Genomic DNA, 16,597 nt, shown 5'->3' with positions numbered 1-16,597 from the left:
TGCTTGAACGAGCCCAGGTCCACACTTGCGGGCGTGGCATGTGGTCAGGCGTTTCGGCAGACTTGCCCCATGAAACCCAGCCGCCGCGATGTCACGGCGCTGGGTGCGGCCGCTGTCGTCGTCGCCGCGACGGTGTGGTTCATCAGCCGTATTCATGCCGTTTCGGACAAGCAGGATCGGGCGCTGATCGCCGGCATCGTTCAGGGCGAGTTGGCCCCGGTGGCCGTCGCCCTGGTGCTGTTGCCGTTGCTGGCGACCTGGTGGGTCCGGGGACGTCCGTCCCTGGACGCCGAGGACGGGCCGGCCCGCCATCGTTCGCTGCGATTCGCCGCCCGCCATCGTGCGTTTGTCCAGGCGGCGACCCGCAACATCGACCTGCGCGGGCTGGTGAGCCCTCCGGAGGTCCCGGTCGAGATGGACGCGGTGTTCATCGACGTCGGGGTGGCGCCCCGACCGGTCCGCGACGTGGCGCCCGGGGTGCTGTACGCCGAGGCCGCGCAGGAGCCGAATCGCCGGTCCGTCTGGGAGTTCATCGAGCAACCCAGGCCGGCGGTGCTGGCGCTGGTGGGCGGGCCGGGCACGGGCAAGAGCACCCTGTTGCGGCACATCGCCCGCACCCTGGCCGGCTCGCGGCGGCGCCGCCATCGCCGCCGGATTCCCGTGCTGCTGGAACTGCGCCGCTACGCGCAGGACATCGTGGCCGATCGCCGGGCACCGCTATGGCGGATCTGGCGGCTAGGCCTGGGAGACCTGGCCCAGCAGGAGCCGCAGAGCTGGTTACGCCGCCGCCTGGAGCGCGGCGACTGCGTCGTCCTGCTCGACGGTCTGGACGAGGTGCCGTCCCCGACCGACGACGAGCTGATCCGGGACTGGATCATCGATCAGATCACGCAGTACCCGGACAACGACTACCTCATCACGTCCCGGCCGCATGACTACGCGACGAGGCCGATCCGGTCGGCGACCACGCTGGAGGCGCGAAACCTCACCGACACTCAGGTCCAGGACTTCGTCTCGGCCATGTATCAGGCGCTGCCGCCCGGTGCGGGCACGGCCCAGGCCGCGGCCGGGGATCTGCTCGCCCGCCTGCGCACCCGGCCGGAACTGGCCGAGTTCACCGCCAACCCGTTGCTGCTGACGATGATCGTGCTGGCCCATCGGGCAGGCGGATCGCTGCCGGACAGCCGGGCGATGCTGTACGCCGACGTGTGCTCCGGCGTGCTCACCCGGCGGTCGAACTCGCACCGCTGGGGCACCGACCTGCCAGCAGAGACGAAGCAGCGGGTGCTGGCGGCACTGGCGTACGCCATGATGCAGGCCCGCACCAACGAGCAACCGGCCGCTCAGATCGTGCCGGTGATCCGGTCGGCCCTGGGCGGCGCCGACCAGAGCACCGCGCAGCGATTCGTCACCGACGTCAGCGCCAACGGGCTGCTGGTGGAGACCCGTCGCGGCCATTACGCCTTCGCGCACCGCAGCTTCCAGGAGTACCTGGCAGCCCGCCACATCGCCGAGCATGACCTGCGGCCGGTCCTGGCCGGCACGATCGGCGACGGCTGGTGGCGCGAAACCCAGGTGCTGTACGCGTCGAGCGCCGAAGCCGACACGGTGGTGCGTGCCTGCCTCGACGACGGCGGCACGGACGCGCTGAGCCTGGCCATGGAATGCGTGTCCGGCAGCACCGGTCTGGACCCCGTACTGCGCCGGCGACTGGCCGACGCCATGGCGGGGGCACTGCAGCGCGACGCCGACCCCCACCACCGTGGTGCGATCATCAGGATGCTGCTCCAGCAAGGCGTCGGGCCGCTGCTGCCGACCGCCGACGGCCACCGGGTCGGCGCACGTCCGGTCCCACAACGGATCTACCGGCTGTTCGTCGAGGACACCGGCCGGCCACCGCCGGACGGCGGATGGGACGCACCCGACTCCGCGTCGACGGCCACCGGGATCTGGCCGGACGACGCCGTCGCGTTCGTGACCTGGCTCAACGGCCTCGGCGGTTCGACCGGCATTCGGTACGAGCTGAGCACCGCCGCGGACGTGCAGGCGCTGCACGCGGGTTTCGGCGGTGCGGCACTCGCCCACCACAGCGGCGAACACCGCTTCTGGGGAACGGCCACAGCCGACGACACCGAACTACAGCGCTGGACCATCGGCGGAGAGCCGGAACCGTTGCGGATCTCGACCGAGCAGATGCGCACCCGGCTCACAGACGACGGCGAATTGCTCAACCAGCTGTTGAGCGAGCTGACCCGGTTACACGCACGCGGACTGTGCCGGGCGATCGCCGGCCTAGACCTGCCGGGGGAGGACGACGACCGGCCGAATTACAGCGAGGAGTACCTGGTTCCTCGTGGCGCTGCCCGGGCGTACGCGCGCTGCCTCACCCGGACCCTGAAGGCACACACTGCGGTGAGCCGCGACCCGGACGCCGAGCGGATCCAGGAAGCGCTCCGACGGTTCCAGGGCAGCCTCACTGCTGCCGATCTGGCCTTGTTGGAGGCCACGCTGGGCTCGCGGCCGACTACCCGTACCGCCTTCGCCGATCTGCATGACTGCCTCGACGACCGGCTCGACTTCGAGACCGCCTCGGTCGTCAAGCGGGCGCGCGATGCGTTCCGTAGTATGCGCAAGGCCGAGGGCGCCGCGATCCGGCGGGCACACGCACACGGTCGCAGCCCAGGCCCGCGGATCGGTACCGACGAGCAGATCCTGGATCGCTTCATCGATAGCGGAGTCTTCGCCGGTCAATGGGGTTCGAGCCGGCACATCGGCGGGTGGGGCATCGAGCGTGACTGCCACCGGTCGGTCAGCTCGGTGCTGGGCGATGCGGCGTCGGCCGTGCTTGCCGCGGCCCTGGCGATCACGGTGAATTCGGCGTTCGAGGTCTTCTCGCCGGTGGAAGCCTTCGTGGCGGCCGCGCTGCCGCTGTCGCGCAAACCTGCGGCGCTCGACCTGCGATCATTGGCCGAGGCCCTGGGCACCGTCCGGGATCAACTGGAATGTGGCGATGCTCCGGCGTTGCGGTTGCTGGGTCTGTTGTTGGCACGGACAGCGGAACCGATCGTCACGCGCAGCCAGCGGCCCACCCGGACCAGCGCCGGGCTCGCTCGGCTGTGTGCCCTGACCGTCGCGGTCGAGGCCGAGAGCCGGCAGATGCCCCAGGTCGCGGAGGCATGCCGAACGATCGCCGAAGGCGTCACGGTCCTGTGGACGCGGACCACCGGTGCCGCGAAGAGCGACGTGCTACTGATCACCGCGGGGTGAGATCGGCCCGTGCATAGACCACCGCTCGTCGCGCAGGGTACGGCCGGGACTTGCCCTACGGTCAGCGTACTTCTGTCGATGTTGCTGGTGGTTGTTCAGTGGGAAGGCGGATGTGGAAGGTGGTGCCCAGGCCTGGGCGGTCGGCGAGGGTGATGTGGCCGTGGTGGCGTTCGATGATGGTGCGGGTGATGGCGAGGCCGAGTCCGGTGCCGGGGATGTTGCTGGCTCGGGCGGCGGGGGCGCGGTAGAAGCGTTGGAAAAGCTGTGGGCGTTCGGAGGCTGGGATACCGATGCCGGTATCGGTGACACATCCAGTCGATGTTGTCGGTGTCGGCGCTCGCCGACACGGTGACGGCGCCTCCTGCGGGGGTGTACTTCACCGCATTGGAGAGCAGGTTGTCGACGACCTGGTGGAGCCGGTGTTCGTCGCCGTTGAGGGACACCCGGCGGGGCTGATCGACGGTGAGGGCCCAGGTTTCGTGTCGGCCGTGGGCGGATGTCGGCGACGGCGTCGTCCTTGGTACGGGCCAGTTCCACCTTGAGTTCCTCGGCCCGGCGACGCTGCAGCGCATTCTCCGTACCTCCAGGAAGCCGCTTTCGCCGCCCTCGCCGGCGTCAGCCCATCCCGCCAGTTCCGGGCGCACCACATGGATGTTCCCCCACCCAGTGAGTCCGTTTAGCCCTATTGTCCCGTGTTCATCCTGCTCGCCGCCGCAGTTGAGGCGGGCGGCACAAGTGTTCATGCCGAAAGGCTCGATCGGTCCTGTTTGGCAAAACAGTGCAGTGTGCAATAATCGTAGTGAGCAATTACTTACCGAGCTGGCTGTCATGACGGCTGGCCCGCGCCTCGGGGAGGCAAATCGTGGTCAGCTACGGACCAGGCATTCCGCACGTCGACGAGTCTGTGCCGCCGGCGAAGCTGCATGCTCGCTGCGAGCAGGTGGCGATCCCGAACTTCGACTGGATCAACCGGTCGCTCATCGCGGTGGTCGACGGCCTCACGCACCGCGCCGAGCACTCCGCGCCGGGCCGCCCGCGTCGCAATCCCAGGACCACGCGCTGGCTGCGGTGGTTCTTCCGCATCCCGGCGCTCGCCTACCGGGCCCGGCTCGGCTGGCTGTTCGGCGACCGCCTGGTGCTCGTGGAACACCTCGGCCGGCGATCCGGCGCCCGGTACCGGGTCGTCCTCGAGGTGGTCGAGCGGGACCGGAGCACGGGTGCGGTCACGGTCGCGTCGGGCTTCGGGCCTGGAGCGGACTGGTACCGCAATCTGCTCACGCGGCCGGATACCCACATGGTGCTGGGCCTGCACCGCACACCGGTCCGCGTCGAACAGATCCCCGGGAGTGCCGGGTCCGAGATCATGACTGCCTACGCCGCACGTCATCCCCGCACCGCACGCCGCCTCGTCCGGATGCTCGCCCCCGGGCCGGGCCCTTCCGATCCCGACTACGCCGCCGTCGGGCGAACCCTGCCGTTCCTGCGCCTCGTGCCCACCGGCAGCGGTCGCGCGGGCACCGGGCCGGCGTGACCGGCGATGTTCGTCGTCATCTGCGGTTGCGGGATCGCGGGCCTCGCCCTGGCCCAGCGCCTGGACCGCCTCGGTTGCCAGGTGCTGCTGGTGGAAAAGGCGATGGGGCCTCGCGAAGAGGGATTCATGATGGACTTCTTCGGGCCCGGCTACGACGCGGCCGAGGCGATGGGGCTGCGCGAGCGCATCCACGAGCTCGGCTACCTCATCAGCGCGGTGTCCTACCGCGACGACCGGGGCCGGCAGCGGGCCACCCTCAGGTACGACACACTCGCCCGCGCCCTGCACGGCCGACTCGTCAGCATCATGCGCCCCGATCTGGAACAGGCGCTGCGCGAGACCGTTACCGGACGCGTCGAGGTGCGATACGGAACCAGCATCGCCGCCGTCCATCAGGAACCGGACGTCGTCCGCTGCGCCCTCACCGACGGCACCACCGTCGCCGCCGACCTGCTCGTCGGTGCCGACGGCATCCACTCGGTGGTCCGCAAGTTCACCTTCGGGCCCGACAGCGAGTTCCTGCGCTTCCTCGGCTACCACACCGCCGCGTACACGTTCACCGACGACGCCCTCGCAGGCGTGCTCGGCGACCAGTTCTGCCTCACCGACAGTGTGCACCGGCAACTCGGCATGTACCGGCTCCGCGACGGGCGGGTCGCGACGTTCGCCGCGCACCGGGCACCGCACCTGGAGCTACCGGCCGACCCACCGGCGGCGCTGCGCCGCCAGTACGCCACCCTCGGCTGGGTCGTGCCACGTGCCCTGGATTCCTGCCCGCCGGCGCACCGGCTGTACTACGACCAGGTCGCCCAGGTCGTGATGCCGGGGTGGCATCGCGGCCGGGTGGTCCTGCTCGGCGACGCCGCCTGCGCGGTCTCCCTGCTCGCCGGCCAGGGGGCCTCCATGGCGATCGCGGGAGCGTACGTTCTCGCCCGGAGCATCACCGACGGGCAACCGCTCGCCGACGGGCTGCGCCGCTACGAGGCGGCCGTCCGCCCGCTCGCCGAACAGAGACAACGAGCTGGACGCGACGCCGCCCGCTGGTTCGTCCCGGCCTCGGCACGGCAGCGGGCCGTCCGCCGGACCGCGCTCCGCCTCGCCCGCCTGCCGCTGGTAGACCGGATGATCATCCGGTCCGTCGCCGGGAAGCCGAGCCACATCATCGCCGGTTGACCGCGCCGTGACACTGGCATTGAACGGTACGTTCGCCTCGACGCAGGTCAGGCACGCGTGAAGTACGAGTCACACGCCGCGAAAGGTCGATTAGTGCACGTGAATGCGGACGGCATGCGGGAAGCCTCAGACTCGCCGGAGTCCTGGATGGCCGCACGCAACGATGTGCCTATGCCAACGGGCGCCGCGGACGACCCGCGCCGCACTGTCGCCGCCCTGATGGCGGCGAGTCGTGCCTTCGTCGGAATCACCGCGCGATCGCTCGCGGCCGTAGACGTCGAGGTAACACTCCCGCAGTTCCGGGCCCTGGTCGTGCTGGCGACGCGGGGCCCGCAGCGGCCCGCCGACATCTCAGCCGAACTGAAGGTGACCCCCTCGACCGGCACGCGCATGTGTGAGCGACTGGTCCGCAAGGGTCTAGCCCGCCGGACGCGCACGCCCACCGACCGCCGGGTCGTGCGGCTCGCTCTGACACCAGCCGGCCGATCCCTGGTCGACGAGGTGACCGGCCGGCGCCGGGACGAACTCGTCGCCATCGTGGCGGCGACCGCCGAACACTGGCCACCGGCCGTCACTGCGGCGCTGCATGCATTTGCCGAGGCCGCCGGCGAGGCCGCTGAGCAGGACTGGTGGCTCGGCTTCGCCGACAACGACGACGACTCTGCAATCTGATCGCCGGCGTGGAGGGCAGTGTCAGCCATCCTCCCTCCTATGACCCGACAACGCTCCGCAGCACCAGTGGCCTGACGCCGCGTCCCAGTCGCGTGCTCTTCGCGAACCGCGAAGAGCGCCATGTCGACACAGGTGTCGGCGCTCCGGTCGCCATGATGGTCCAAGCCCGCGCGGCTGAGTTCCTCGGCGTACCGAGGTCATGGCGCTGGGCGGGATGAACCGCATCAGTTGCGGCGCAACAGGGACGACTTTCCGGTGCGGTTCCGCAACAGCCGCAACACGTCGCAGACGTCGCGGACCCCGTCCGGTGGTCCGGGCCAGGCGAAGTGCGGAGTCGGCGACGGCGCGGGGGCCACGGTGCCGGTCAGCAGCGCGACGTGGTCTGGACATCGAACCGGAGGTGGTGGCAGCGAGGGTCCGGATCGGCGCGGAACTATTGGCCCACATGTTGGGCCGGGAGGTCGTCGAAACTCGCCGTTCTGGAATTTCGGGGCTGTCGTTGGTTACGAGGCCCTTCGCCGGGGAACGGCATCATCCTGGCGGCACCGCTAGGAATAGCAGCGGCCGGGCTTCGTCATCAATCTGTCACCGCTTCGTGCCGGCATCGCCATCACGGCGCAGCAGCTTTTTGGAAGCAGTACCGTTATGGAAGGGAGTGAATCATGCGCCATTTTCTTGCGGTTCTGGCCCTCGTCGGATTGATCGTCACGGCCGTGGGGCTTGCCAACGCGGAAGTCTGGATGACTCTCGGCGGGACGGCGATGCTGGTCGTCGCTATCGTCATGAGCGCGCAAGGCCCCTCTTACACCCGCGGCCGGTAACAGGTCGGGAAAGACGGCACGACCACGGGCCGACCCCTGTCATCGCCCACCGCGCCCACACCATCCACCTGCACCTACCCGAACGCTGGCCCTGGCAGCCGGGCGTTCGACATCCTCTTCACCGCCGTCCAGACCACCCCCGGCTGACCAGGCCCACGCCGAGGTTTTCTCGCCGGCGTGGTCGTCGCCCCGCGCTGATCCCCGACGCGATCTCGTCTCGATCTTGGCCGGCGTCGACCCGGCCTGTCCGACTCCGCCACCATCGACTTCACTGGTGGTCGCCCCGCCTTGATCAGTGCCACGACCGGCGCCATCGCACTGGTCCTCGCCCTCAGCCCAACAACACGGCCTCGACGCGGGATGCTGCCGCGCGTCGGGCCACGGTCGATTTCGAGTCAGTCTCACGTCGGTAGCGCCGCATTGCGTCCAGGACGGCAGGGCTCGCATGATGCTGGGGGTCATCGATCGGTGTGGCAGAAGTTTGCCGGATGGCATGAAAGTTGGATGACGACATCGTCGATCGGGCGCGGTGCCGTGCCGATGCGGCAGCACGGCGACCAGAGACCCCGCTACGATCCGAGCCGGGAGCGTTCGCCCTCGCCGCCCCCACCGAAAGCACGCCCTGCTCGACGCTGCCAAGAGGCCAAACGCCGGCGCCCGCAACGAGATTCGACCGGGCCAGGCCGGACAACACGCCGTCGTCACGGCCGTGACCAGCACAGCGGCCCGCCATTCTGGGCGATGGTCGGAGTTCGAGGCTGAGGCGTCGGGCGTGGTGGGCTCGTCCGACCCCGGTGCCGCCCGGCGAACTGCACACGGCGGCCACGCTGGTGATCACCCCAGGCCCCCGGCGGGCCTGACCATCGAGCCGTGTCGACCTGATCGTGGTGATCCCTGCTGATGATGGATCCGGTGGTCATGCTGCAGGGCGTCCGGTGGGCGCACGGTCTTGATCTGCCGCGGCAACTGCACGATGCGCGTGCTCGGCGACATCGCAGGTGCGGGACGGGGCGCGTCCGTGTGGGGGTAGCCGGCAGCGGACAACCCCCACACGGACGCAAGGAGGGTTCAGCTCGCCGCTCAGTGTCATGCCGGCAGGTGACGATCCTCGCTCGAATCCATGTCGATCGCGTGACACTCGTCTGTGATCGCGGGCCGGACTGAACGGCAGGCGGGTACGGCAGCCTGGTCGGTGCATCGATCCGGTACGGTGACGGCCAGGTGCGCCGGGAAGTCTGGTCGGCAATAAGTTCGCTGTGCCCACCTACCGGAGATCTCGTTGCTGCTGCTGGCCTTCGCCTGTGTCCTCATGCTGGCGGTCCTCGTGTCCGCTCTAGCCGGACGTACGATCCTGTCCACCGCGGTCCTGTTCCTCGCCGCCGGTTTCCTGCTCGGCCCCGACGTGACCGGTGTGCTGGAGGTCGACGCCGACTCGCGGATCGTCGGGACTCTGGCGGAGCTGGCGCTGTTCACCGTGCTGTTCACCGACGGCATGCGGGTCGGGTGGGCCGACCTGCGCTCGGCGTGGCGGCTACCAGGGCGGGCGCTCGGGTGGGGCCTGCCGCTGACTCTGCTGGTGACCGCGGTCGCCGCGCACTACGTGGCCGGGCTGGGCTGGGCGGAGTCGCTGCTGATCGGGGCGATCCTGGCGCCGACCGACCCGGTGTTCGCCTCCGCGCTGGTCGGCAACGACAAGGTGCCGGCGCGGCTGCGGCATCTGCTCAACGTGGAGTCCGGCGTCAACGACGGGCTGGCGTTGCCGTTCGTCATCGTCTTCCTGGCCGTGGCGGCCGGCTCCGACGACCTGCACCTGGGCGAACTCGCCCTGGAGGTGTCGCTGGGCCTGGCGATCGGCGTGCTCATCCCCGTGGCGGCGATCCTGCTGGAACGCAGCCGGTTCTTCTCCGCGTCACCGGCATACGAGCCGCTCAACGGGTTCGCGATCGGTCTGCTGGTGCTGGCGGTCGGGTACGCCACACACGCGAACCTGTTTCTGGCGGCGTTCGCCGCCGGCATCACGGTGGCGACCTTCGGGCCCCGGCAGCGTGCCGCCTTCGAACATTTCGGGGAGAACATCGCCGAGCTGTTCAAGCTGGCCGCGCTGCTGGTGTTCGGCGCGCTGATCTCCCCGGCGTTCCTCGGCGAGATCTCCTGGGCCGGGTGGGTGTTCGCGATCCTCGCGATCTTCGTGGCACGTCCGGTCGCGCTCTGGGTGTCGTTCTGGGGCTCGGGTCTCGGCATGCGCGAGCAGGCGGCGGCGATGTGGTTCGGCCCGAAGGGCTTCGCCTCCGTCGTGTACGGGCTACTCGTGCTGGAATCCGGGATCATCGCCGCGGGTGACATCTTCCACCTGGTCGCGGTGACCATCGTCTTGTCGATCCTGCTGCACTCGTCGACCGACGTGGTGGTCGCCCGGGCCTTCGACGAGCAGGCCGACGTCCCCGGCTGGTACGGCGTCGTCCGCCGGACGGTGGGCGCCAGCCGTCGCGGTGGACGGGTAGCCGAAGGCCAGGACGACGACGCCTGACCCGGTGTCGTCGCGCCGTCGCTAACTGCCGTCGGTCGAGGGCCGGGCCAACAGAGCCAGCAGCCCCGCAAAGGCCACACACGGCACGATGATGAGCAATGCGGCGCCGCCGAATCGTGGCAGCAGCAGGATCCACAGCAACGCCGCGGCGAGCAGGAACAGTGATGCGGCCGCGCCCAGCAGCCGGGTCTTGAGGCACCGGCCGTACCGCGGCGGCAGGTGTTCCTGGCTGTCGTCCCACTGCGCGACCAGTTCATCGAAGGGGTCCGGCCGCAGATCTTCCATCGCGGTCGTGATGTCGGCGGAGCGGGCGAGTTCGAGCCGGTTGCAGATGTCGGCCACACCCGGCGTGGAGCGGGCCAGTTCCGCCGCGGCGATCCGGGCGTCGAGGGAGCCTACGGTGCCGATCAGGCTCACGACCCCGTATTGCACCTCGACGGTGATGCACGCACCATCGAGCCGGGGATCGTCGAGGATCCGTTCGATGACCAGGTAGGTGAGCCGCACGTCGGGACTGCCGGCCGGCCGTGCCCGCCGGCTGATCCACGACCCGTCGTTGGGGGGCAGAGGCCACACGATGTCACTCCGTAACTCGCTGAACGCACATCCGTCGGTCGCGTTCAGCGTCGCCGCGGTTCGTGGAAGTTGTCCCGCGGCCGCATGACGCTTTCATGACGATCCCGGCAGCAGGGTGCGTCGCGGAACGGCGCAAGCTGACCGCACCCCAGGTGGCGGCGCTCGAACCGGTACACCACCACCTGGTGCGGATACACGACCTCACTCATGGGTCTCGGAGAGAGTGTGGTCCGCCGGAGTGGCGGTTCGACCCCCGTTCAATGTCAATGCCATGACAGTTCGCCGCTTCCATCCGGACGTGCTGGTCACCGGTGTGACGGTTGCCGCACGAGCCCGTGACGGTCGGCCGACGCTCGCCGTGACCGGAACTCGCGGCACCGTCCCGCCGGTGACGAATGGACGGCGGATGAGCCGGTCTGGGGAGACGGTGCGTCCGCATCGACCCACGGGCTCGGGCGAACACGGAAGCGGATGATCATGGGCTGCCCGGCGGTGTTCCAGCTGATGGGCGAAGGGGTCGCCGACCTGGGCGCCCGGGCTCAAGAGCTGCGGGTGCCTCACGTTCCCCGCAACGATGACACCACGCTGCGGCGGCTCAGCAGGCCGTGCTGCCGGCCGTCTTCAGCCTGCATCATGTGCCGTCGGTGCTTGGGCGCCGCCAAGAACTGACCGCACAGCGAAGATCGGCACACGCCACAGCCCGGTGTCGGCGTGCCCGGCGCGGTTCCCCACGCGTACCAGCGATTGCACTATGAGTGCAATATTCTCTACCGTGGCGATCGACCGAGCCGGAACGTCCATACCGATGCCGAGAAGGGGAAACTCATGGCCATCGAACCCGACGGTGATTTCCTCACCGCGTTCCTCGCCGATGAGCCGGACAGCCCGGTGGTGATGCTCAACCTGCTCCGGTTCGCCGAGGGCGGCCGCGCTCTCTACCGGCAGTACGCCAAGGAATTCAACGACACGGTCGCCCCGCGCTACGGGGTTGAGGTGATCTATGCGGGTGACGGCGCGAGCGCGCTCGTCGCCGAACTGGGCCAGCAGTGGGACGCCGTGCTGCTGGTGCGGTATCCGAGCCGGTACGCGTTCGGCCAGATGGTCACCGATCCGCGATACCAGCAGATCGCCCACCTGCGCCGGAGCGCCCTGAGCGAGGCGGTACTCCAGCCGACGCGTCCATGGGGTCGCCGTCCCTGACCCGGTCGAATCGCTCGAGGCTGACATCAGTGCGCGAGCGCGTGTTTCGGTGCCGCCTGGTCGGCACCTCCACAAATCCGTCTTGTGTTGATCCAAGGCGGGCCGCGCCCCGTATCCCTGTCCACCAGGGACCGTACAAGATCATGGCTGGAGGTTGACGTGCTCGGCGTCGATCGAAGGTTGCGGTGGCGTCGCCGCATATCGGGTGGGGCGCTTCTCGCCGTGGCCCTGATCCTGCTCGACCCGCAGGCGGCACGCGCCGAACCCGGCGTACCGGTGCCACCGAGCGGGCTGTTGACCGACCGCGGGAAGGGCACCATCTCCGAGGCGGACCGCGATTTCGCGGTGAAGGTCCGCCTCGCCGGACTGTGGGAGATTCCCGCGGGTGAGATGGCCCAGGAGAAGTCGGACGATCCCCGGGTCCAGTCCATCGGGCGCGACATCGCCGATCAGCACGTCGCGCTCGACAAGCTCGTCCGTGACGCGGCGAAGAAGCTGGACGTCACCCTGCCGAACAAGCCCAACGCAGACCAGCAGGCCTGGCTCGCCGAGATGCGCGAGGCGCAGGGTGCCGACTTCGACCGGGTGTACATCGCCCGGCTGCGGGCGGCACACGGCAAGATCTTCCCGGCCATCGCCACGATCCGCGCCAGCACCCGCAACGACACGGTGCGCAAACTCGCCCAGCGCACCAACCAGTTCGTCATGACGCACATGACCCTGCTGGAGAGCAGCGGCATCGTCGACTTCGCCGCGCTGCCGACCGCGCCACCGCCGGCAGCCGCCACGAGCGGCGCACAGGTCAAGTCGGCGGCGAGCTCCGCCACGTCGTTGTCGGTGGGCGGCGCACCGGTGCTCACCATCGTCGTGGTCGCGCTCGCGAGCGTGGCCGCAACGGTCTTCGCCTGCCGGAGCCTCATGCAGGGTTCCCGGCGGCCGCACCGGCGACAACGAGGCCGCTACTACGAGCCCTGATCTAGGCCGTACTGCCGTCGCCTGCTTGCGCCTGGCCGTGAAGCGCAACCTGATCTTCAGAGTGGGTCGGCGTGGCTGTTGTGTCACCCGTGAAGTCACGGCGCCGACGAATCGGGATACCCGTCGAGGCTGCTCCCTGAGCTGCGGGAACGCGACACGAGTCATGCCATCTCCGGTCCGGTGCCCGCCCGCGACGGTGATCCGAACGCGGGCGCGACGTTGGTCCGGTCACGTTCGGCCTCGCACGGTGGGTAACCCAGGCCGCCGCCGGTAGAGTCTGCTGCAGGTGCGCCGGGAAGTCTGGTCGGCAACGTCCGACCCGACCCCGGAAACTGGAGCACATATGACGGTGTCACCGCCGCGCGGCCCGCAACTGTTCGGCCGTGGTTCCTGGCCCGAGGCCCGGCGGATCGGCGACATCCTCCGTAAAGAGACCATCGGCGGGATTCTGCTACTCGCCGGCGCCGTAGTCGCCCTGGTCTGGGCGAACTCGCCGTGGACGGACGGGTACGAGGCGCTTCGCGGGTTCACGTTCGGCCCGGAATCGCTGCACCTGAACCTCCCCGTGGAGAAATGGGCGGCCGACGGCCTGCTGGCGATCTTCTTCTTCGTCGCCGGCCTGGAACTGAAACGCGAGTTCGTCGCCGGCGACCTGCGTGATCCGCGCCGCGCGGCGGTGCCGATCGCCGCGGCGATCGGTGGAGTCATGATCCCCGCGGTGATCTACGCCGTGATCAACCTCGGCTCCGGTCAGGGCAGGGGGTGGGCGATCCCGACCGCCACCGACATCGCGTTCGCCCTGGCCGTGCTGGCGGTGATAGGCCGCCACCTGCCGCACGCCATGCGCACGTTCCTGTTGACACTCGCGGTGGTCGACGACCTGCTGGCGATCGTCATCATCGCCGTCTTCTACACCGCGGATCTGTCCGTCCTGCCGCTGCTGGGCGCGCTGCTCGCACTGGCCGTGTTCACGGTCCTGGTGCAGCGGCGGGTGCGTTCCTGGTGGCTCCTGCTGCCCCTGGCCTTCGCGACCTGGGCCCTGATGCACGCCTCCGGCGTCCACGCCACCGTCGCGGGTGTGCTGCTCGGTTTCGCCGTACCGGTGCTCCGCAGCCGTGCGGCCGGTGGCCCGGAGGCCGGCCCCGGCCTGGCCGAGCATTTCGAGCATCGCTTCCGGCCGATCTCTGCCGGCGTCGCCGTGCCGGTCTTCGCGTTGATGTCGGCCGGCGTGGCCGTCGGTGGAATCAGTGGGCTGGGTGCCGCGTTCACCGATCCCGTCGCGGTCGGCATCATGGCGGGCCTGATCCTCGGCAAGCCGATCGGTATCGTCGGCGCGACCTGGCTGGTCACCCGGTTCACCCGGGCGAAGATGGACTCCGGGTTCGCCTGGATCGATCTGGTCGGCCTTGCCGTGCTCGCCGGCATCGGGTTCACGGTGTCGCTGCTGATCGGGGAGCTGGCCTTCGGCCTCGGCAGCGACCGCGACGGCCACGCCAAAATCGCCGTGCTCGCCGGATCCCTGACCGCCACCCTGCTCGCCGCGATCATCCTGCGGCTGCGGAACCGCACCTATCGCCACATCCACGACGCCGAGAACACCGACGCCAACCGCGACGACATCCCAGACGTCTACCAGTATCACACCGACACCCGCACCGAAGCCGCCTCGCCTCGCCAGTTTGTCGATGCCGACCCAGCCGCCGGAACCGGCGAACCCGACGGGTGGCGTGGCCGGCTTCGATGCGGCCCGTCCTCGCTCGGCCCGCGCCGACTGTCCGCCGTAAGGAGTTCGTAAGCGCTCTTGCCTGGCGTGCGTGGCAGTCCTCGAGTTGACTCGAAGCCGTGATCCGCAGATTGCTCGCCAAGCCCGCCACCTGGATCGCCATAGCCCTACTCGGCCTCGGCAGCGCCGGGGCCCTCTACTGGTTCCAGCCCTGGCGGCTGGTCACCGACACGACCGTGACGGACTCGCTGTCCAGCGTCGCGTCCGCGGCTCCGCACGCATCGGCTCCCTCGCCGCAGCAGCACCTGCCGGCCGCGGTGGTGGTCGCGGAGGGGGCCTTCGTGACCCACGAGCACGCCACCACCGGTACCGCCCGGGTGGTGCGCAATGCGGACGGCAGCCATCAGCTGGAGCTGGTCGGCTTGGACACCAGCGACGGACCCGACCTGAGGGTATGGCTGTCCGACCAGCCGGTGCGTCCCGGCGCCGACGGCTGGCGGGTCTTCGACGACGGCGAACACGCCGAACTGGGACGACTCAAGGGCAACCATGGTGACCAGGTGTACCGGCTCCATGCCGGCATCGACCCGAGCGACTTTCGCAGCGTCAGCATCTGGTGCAAACGCTTCTCCGTGTCCTTCGGCGCAGCCGCCCTGGGCCGAACGTGATCGACCGCGACGGCAACTCAAGACGACGGACACGCCCTCAGAATGCATCGGCGACCGGCTCGTGCCCCTGTGCCAGGACACGCGCAAGCAGGGAAAGCAACCTGCCATGACCAGCCGCCGCGGCGTCGCCCGTACCCCCGACTGGCCGTCTGCGCCGCCGAAGGCTTCGGGCATCTCGCAGCCGCTGAGAGCGACCGGGAAGAACGCCGCGGCGGCCAGCCGCAGGCTGAGGTCGGACGTTGGCCGCCGCAGACCTCGACGCTGTCTTCCTCACATACTGCGACCACCGCGAGGCGCTGCAGACTGGTCGTTCGAACCGCACGTCCTCGTACGCTGCCGGCAAGCGAGGCCTGCGAATTTGAGCGCCTGACCCCCCGAGCCGCGCCACGACGCTCTGGACCCTGATGGACTGGACTTCATACCGGCCGCCCGACCACGCGGTTGCCGTTGCGCAAGAGTTGCGGACACGGCGAGCCGAGTAGCGTATAACCGCATGACGCACGGTTCTCGGCTCGGCGAGGGCGACCCGACGAGGCCTGGCCCGGCGGGCGCGGGTCAGGGCGTGCTGCTACATCAGCGGTTCGCGGAGGCGAGCGTCACCTCGCTGCGGGGTGCAGTGAGCGCTGCGGTGAGCACGGCCGGGCTGTCCGATGGGCTCGCTGAAGACTTCGTCCTTGCGGTGCACGAGCTGGTCACCAACGCGGTGCGTCACGGCGGCGGCAAGGGCACGCTCGACCTGCGCCTGCTGGCCGATGTCCTGACGTGCGAGATCGTCGATTGCGGCGGCCCGGCCGGTGGGCTGCCGGTGCGGTTGTCACCGACCGACCGGCCCGGCGGGCGTGGCCTGTGGCTGGCGCACCAACTCACCGGATCTCTCATGCTGACCCAACGCCCCGACGGCGTCACCGCATCGGTCAGCGTCTGCGTGACGGCGTCGCCGGCCGTGTCGTCGTCCCCGGCGTCGACCGATGCCGTCGCCGGCCCGTCCCCGAGCGAGGGCACATGAATCCGGATCTGGCCTGGCACTACGAGACCGGCGCACACGACGGCCACACGATCATCACACTGATCGGCGAGATCGACATGAGGGGGGCCGGGACACTGCACGACATCCTGCAGAAGGCGTTGCACACCGCCGAGGCCGTCACCGTGGACATCGCCGGGGTCGGGTTCATCGACTCCACCGTCATCAGCGCCTTTGTCGCCGCCCGCAACAGCGCTCAGAGCACCGATCGCACATTCGCGGTGATCAACCCGGGCGCGCAGGTACGCCGCGTCCTGCAGATCACCGGCGTTCTCGACACCCTCACCGATCCGCATTCGGTGCAGCCCTGACAGCGGCATCGTTTCGGGGCTCTGATGCGTTGGTTTAGCCGAGGCTCCGGGCCGCTGCGCACGAATGGTGCGAGGGAAAGCTGTCCGTGACTGACCCGCCACCGTGTGGCACCCGTTTTGCTACCAGAG

At 69.5% G+C, this 16,597-nt stretch carries 13 protein-coding genes and 2 pseudogenes; 12 read left to right on the top strand and 3 right to left on the bottom strand.

From position 1 onward, the window contains the following. Nucleotides 1–3: 3 nt before the first annotated feature. Nucleotides 4–3,267, top strand: coding sequence for an NACHT domain-containing protein (locus tag ACIBSW_RS12425; protein WP_354717636.1), 3,264 nt, complete (start codon nucleotides 4–6; stop codon nucleotides 3,265–3,267). A gap of 61 nt (nucleotides 3,268–3,328) precedes the next feature. On the opposite strand, the pseudogene ACIBSW_RS12420 reads toward ACIBSW_RS12425, so the two are convergent. Together ACIBSW_RS12420 and ACIBSW_RS12415 are read right to left on the bottom strand one after the other, a co-directional pair. After that, nucleotides 3,329–3,562, bottom strand: a pseudogene (locus ACIBSW_RS12420) (ATP-binding protein); the annotation flags it as partial. A gap of 40 nt (nucleotides 3,563–3,602) precedes the next feature. Next, nucleotides 3,603–3,839: pseudogene (locus tag ACIBSW_RS12415) on the bottom strand (ATP-binding protein); the annotation flags it as partial. A gap of 290 nt (nucleotides 3,840–4,129) precedes the next feature. Here ACIBSW_RS12415 and ACIBSW_RS12410 point away from each other — a divergent pair. The 5 genes from ACIBSW_RS12410 to ACIBSW_RS12390 all read left to right on the top strand — a co-directional run bounded on the left by ACIBSW_RS12410 (nucleotide 4,130) and on the right by ACIBSW_RS12390 (nucleotide 9,991). Then, nucleotides 4,130–4,798: a nitroreductase family deazaflavin-dependent oxidoreductase gene (locus ACIBSW_RS12410; RefSeq protein WP_354717638.1), complete on the top strand. Its 669-nt coding sequence runs from the start codon at nucleotides 4,130–4,132 to the stop codon at nucleotides 4,796–4,798. Nucleotides 4,799–4,804: 6 nt separating this feature from the next. Continuing rightward, a complete protein-coding gene (locus tag ACIBSW_RS12405) occupies nucleotides 4,805–5,971 on the top strand; it encodes an FAD-dependent monooxygenase (RefSeq protein ID WP_354717640.1) in 1,167 nt (388 codons plus the stop codon). 147 nt (nucleotides 5,972–6,118) lie between these two features. Further along, nucleotides 6,119–6,643 (top strand): MarR family winged helix-turn-helix transcriptional regulator, encoded by a 525-nt coding sequence (locus ACIBSW_RS12400; protein WP_354717642.1) that lies wholly within the window; start codon nucleotides 6,119–6,121, stop codon nucleotides 6,641–6,643. Nucleotides 6,644–7,305: 662 nt separating this feature from the next. Further along, a complete protein-coding gene (locus tag ACIBSW_RS12395; RefSeq protein ID WP_354717644.1) occupies nucleotides 7,306–7,464 on the top strand; it encodes a hypothetical protein in 159 nt (52 codons plus the stop codon). Between the two features lie 1,309 nt (nucleotides 7,465–8,773). Then, the gene (locus ACIBSW_RS12390) at nucleotides 8,774–9,991 is read left to right on the top strand and encodes a cation:proton antiporter (protein ID WP_354717906.1); all 1,218 of its coding nucleotides are present in this window, start codon (nucleotides 8,774–8,776) and stop codon (nucleotides 9,989–9,991) included. A 21-nt stretch (nucleotides 9,992–10,012) separates the two neighbouring features. Here ACIBSW_RS12390 and ACIBSW_RS12385 read toward each other — a convergent pair whose 3' ends face one another. Beyond that, the gene (locus ACIBSW_RS12385; protein ID WP_354717646.1) at nucleotides 10,013–10,498 is read right to left on the bottom strand and encodes a BON domain-containing protein; all 486 of its coding nucleotides are present in this window, start codon (nucleotides 10,496–10,498) and stop codon (nucleotides 10,013–10,015) included. An 894-nt stretch (nucleotides 10,499–11,392) separates the two neighbouring features. Here ACIBSW_RS12385 and ACIBSW_RS12380 point away from each other — a divergent pair. The 6 genes from ACIBSW_RS12380 to ACIBSW_RS12355 all read left to right on the top strand — a co-directional run bounded on the left by ACIBSW_RS12380 (nucleotide 11,393) and on the right by ACIBSW_RS12355 (nucleotide 16,468). Beyond that, nucleotides 11,393–11,767 (top strand): DUF1330 domain-containing protein, encoded by a 375-nt coding sequence (locus tag ACIBSW_RS12380; protein WP_354717647.1) that lies wholly within the window; start codon nucleotides 11,393–11,395, stop codon nucleotides 11,765–11,767. A gap of 222 nt (nucleotides 11,768–11,989) precedes the next feature. After that, nucleotides 11,990–12,742: a DUF4142 domain-containing protein gene (locus ACIBSW_RS12375; RefSeq protein WP_354717649.1), complete on the top strand. Its 753-nt coding sequence runs from the start codon at nucleotides 11,990–11,992 to the stop codon at nucleotides 12,740–12,742. Nucleotides 12,743–13,085: 343 nt separating this feature from the next. Continuing rightward, nucleotides 13,086–14,537, top strand: coding sequence for a Na+/H+ antiporter NhaA (gene nhaA / locus ACIBSW_RS12370; protein WP_404799308.1), 1,452 nt, complete (start codon nucleotides 13,086–13,088; stop codon nucleotides 14,535–14,537). A gap of 47 nt (nucleotides 14,538–14,584) precedes the next feature. Further along, entirely contained in the window at nucleotides 14,585–15,133 is a 549-nt protein-coding gene (locus tag ACIBSW_RS12365) for a DM13 domain-containing protein (protein ID WP_354717651.1), read from the top strand. A 493-nt stretch (nucleotides 15,134–15,626) separates the two neighbouring features. Beyond that, entirely contained in the window at nucleotides 15,627–16,139 is a 513-nt protein-coding gene (locus tag ACIBSW_RS12360) for an ATP-binding protein (protein ID WP_354717652.1), read from the top strand. Next, complete coding sequence (locus ACIBSW_RS12355) at nucleotides 16,136–16,468, top strand: STAS domain-containing protein (protein WP_354717654.1); 333 nt, start codon at nucleotides 16,136–16,138, stop codon at nucleotides 16,466–16,468. The genes ACIBSW_RS12360 and ACIBSW_RS12355 overlap by 4 nt, the downstream gene beginning before the upstream one ends. Nucleotides 16,469–16,597: the final 129 nt, after the last annotated feature.

It is taken from the genome of Actinoplanes sp. NPDC049668, assembly GCF_044465445.1.
Classification (GTDB): Bacteria; Actinomycetota; Actinomycetes; order Mycobacteriales; family Micromonosporaceae; genus Actinoplanes.
The sequence above is the reverse complement of the archived record's forward strand: the minus strand, read 5'-3'. Positions and strand labels throughout refer to the sequence as shown.

Bases quoted from the DNA above. Each gene is read 5' to 3' on its own strand.
- ACIBSW_RS12405 (WP_354717640.1), top strand. From the start codon at position 4,805: ATGTTCGTCGTCATCTGCGGTTGCGGGATCGCGGGCCTCGCCCTGGCC.
- ACIBSW_RS12400 (WP_354717642.1), top strand. From the start codon at position 6,119: ATGGCCGCACGCAACGATGTGCCTATGCCAACGGGCGCCGCGGACGAC.
- ACIBSW_RS12395 (WP_354717644.1), top strand. From the start codon at position 7,306: ATGCGCCATTTTCTTGCGGTTCTGGCCCTCGTCGGATTGATCGTCACG.
- ACIBSW_RS12390 (WP_354717906.1), top strand. From the start codon at position 8,774: ATGCTGGCGGTCCTCGTGTCCGCTCTAGCCGGACGTACGATCCTGTCC.
- ACIBSW_RS12380 (WP_354717647.1), top strand. From the start codon at position 11,393: ATGGCCATCGAACCCGACGGTGATTTCCTCACCGCGTTCCTCGCCGAT.
- nhaA (WP_404799308.1), top strand. From the start codon at position 13,086: ATGACGGTGTCACCGCCGCGCGGCCCGCAACTGTTCGGCCGTGGTTCC.
- ACIBSW_RS12360 (WP_354717652.1), top strand. From the start codon at position 15,627: ATGACGCACGGTTCTCGGCTCGGCGAGGGCGACCCGACGAGGCCTGGC.
- ACIBSW_RS12355 (WP_354717654.1), top strand. From the start codon at position 16,136: ATGAATCCGGATCTGGCCTGGCACTACGAGACCGGCGCACACGACGGC.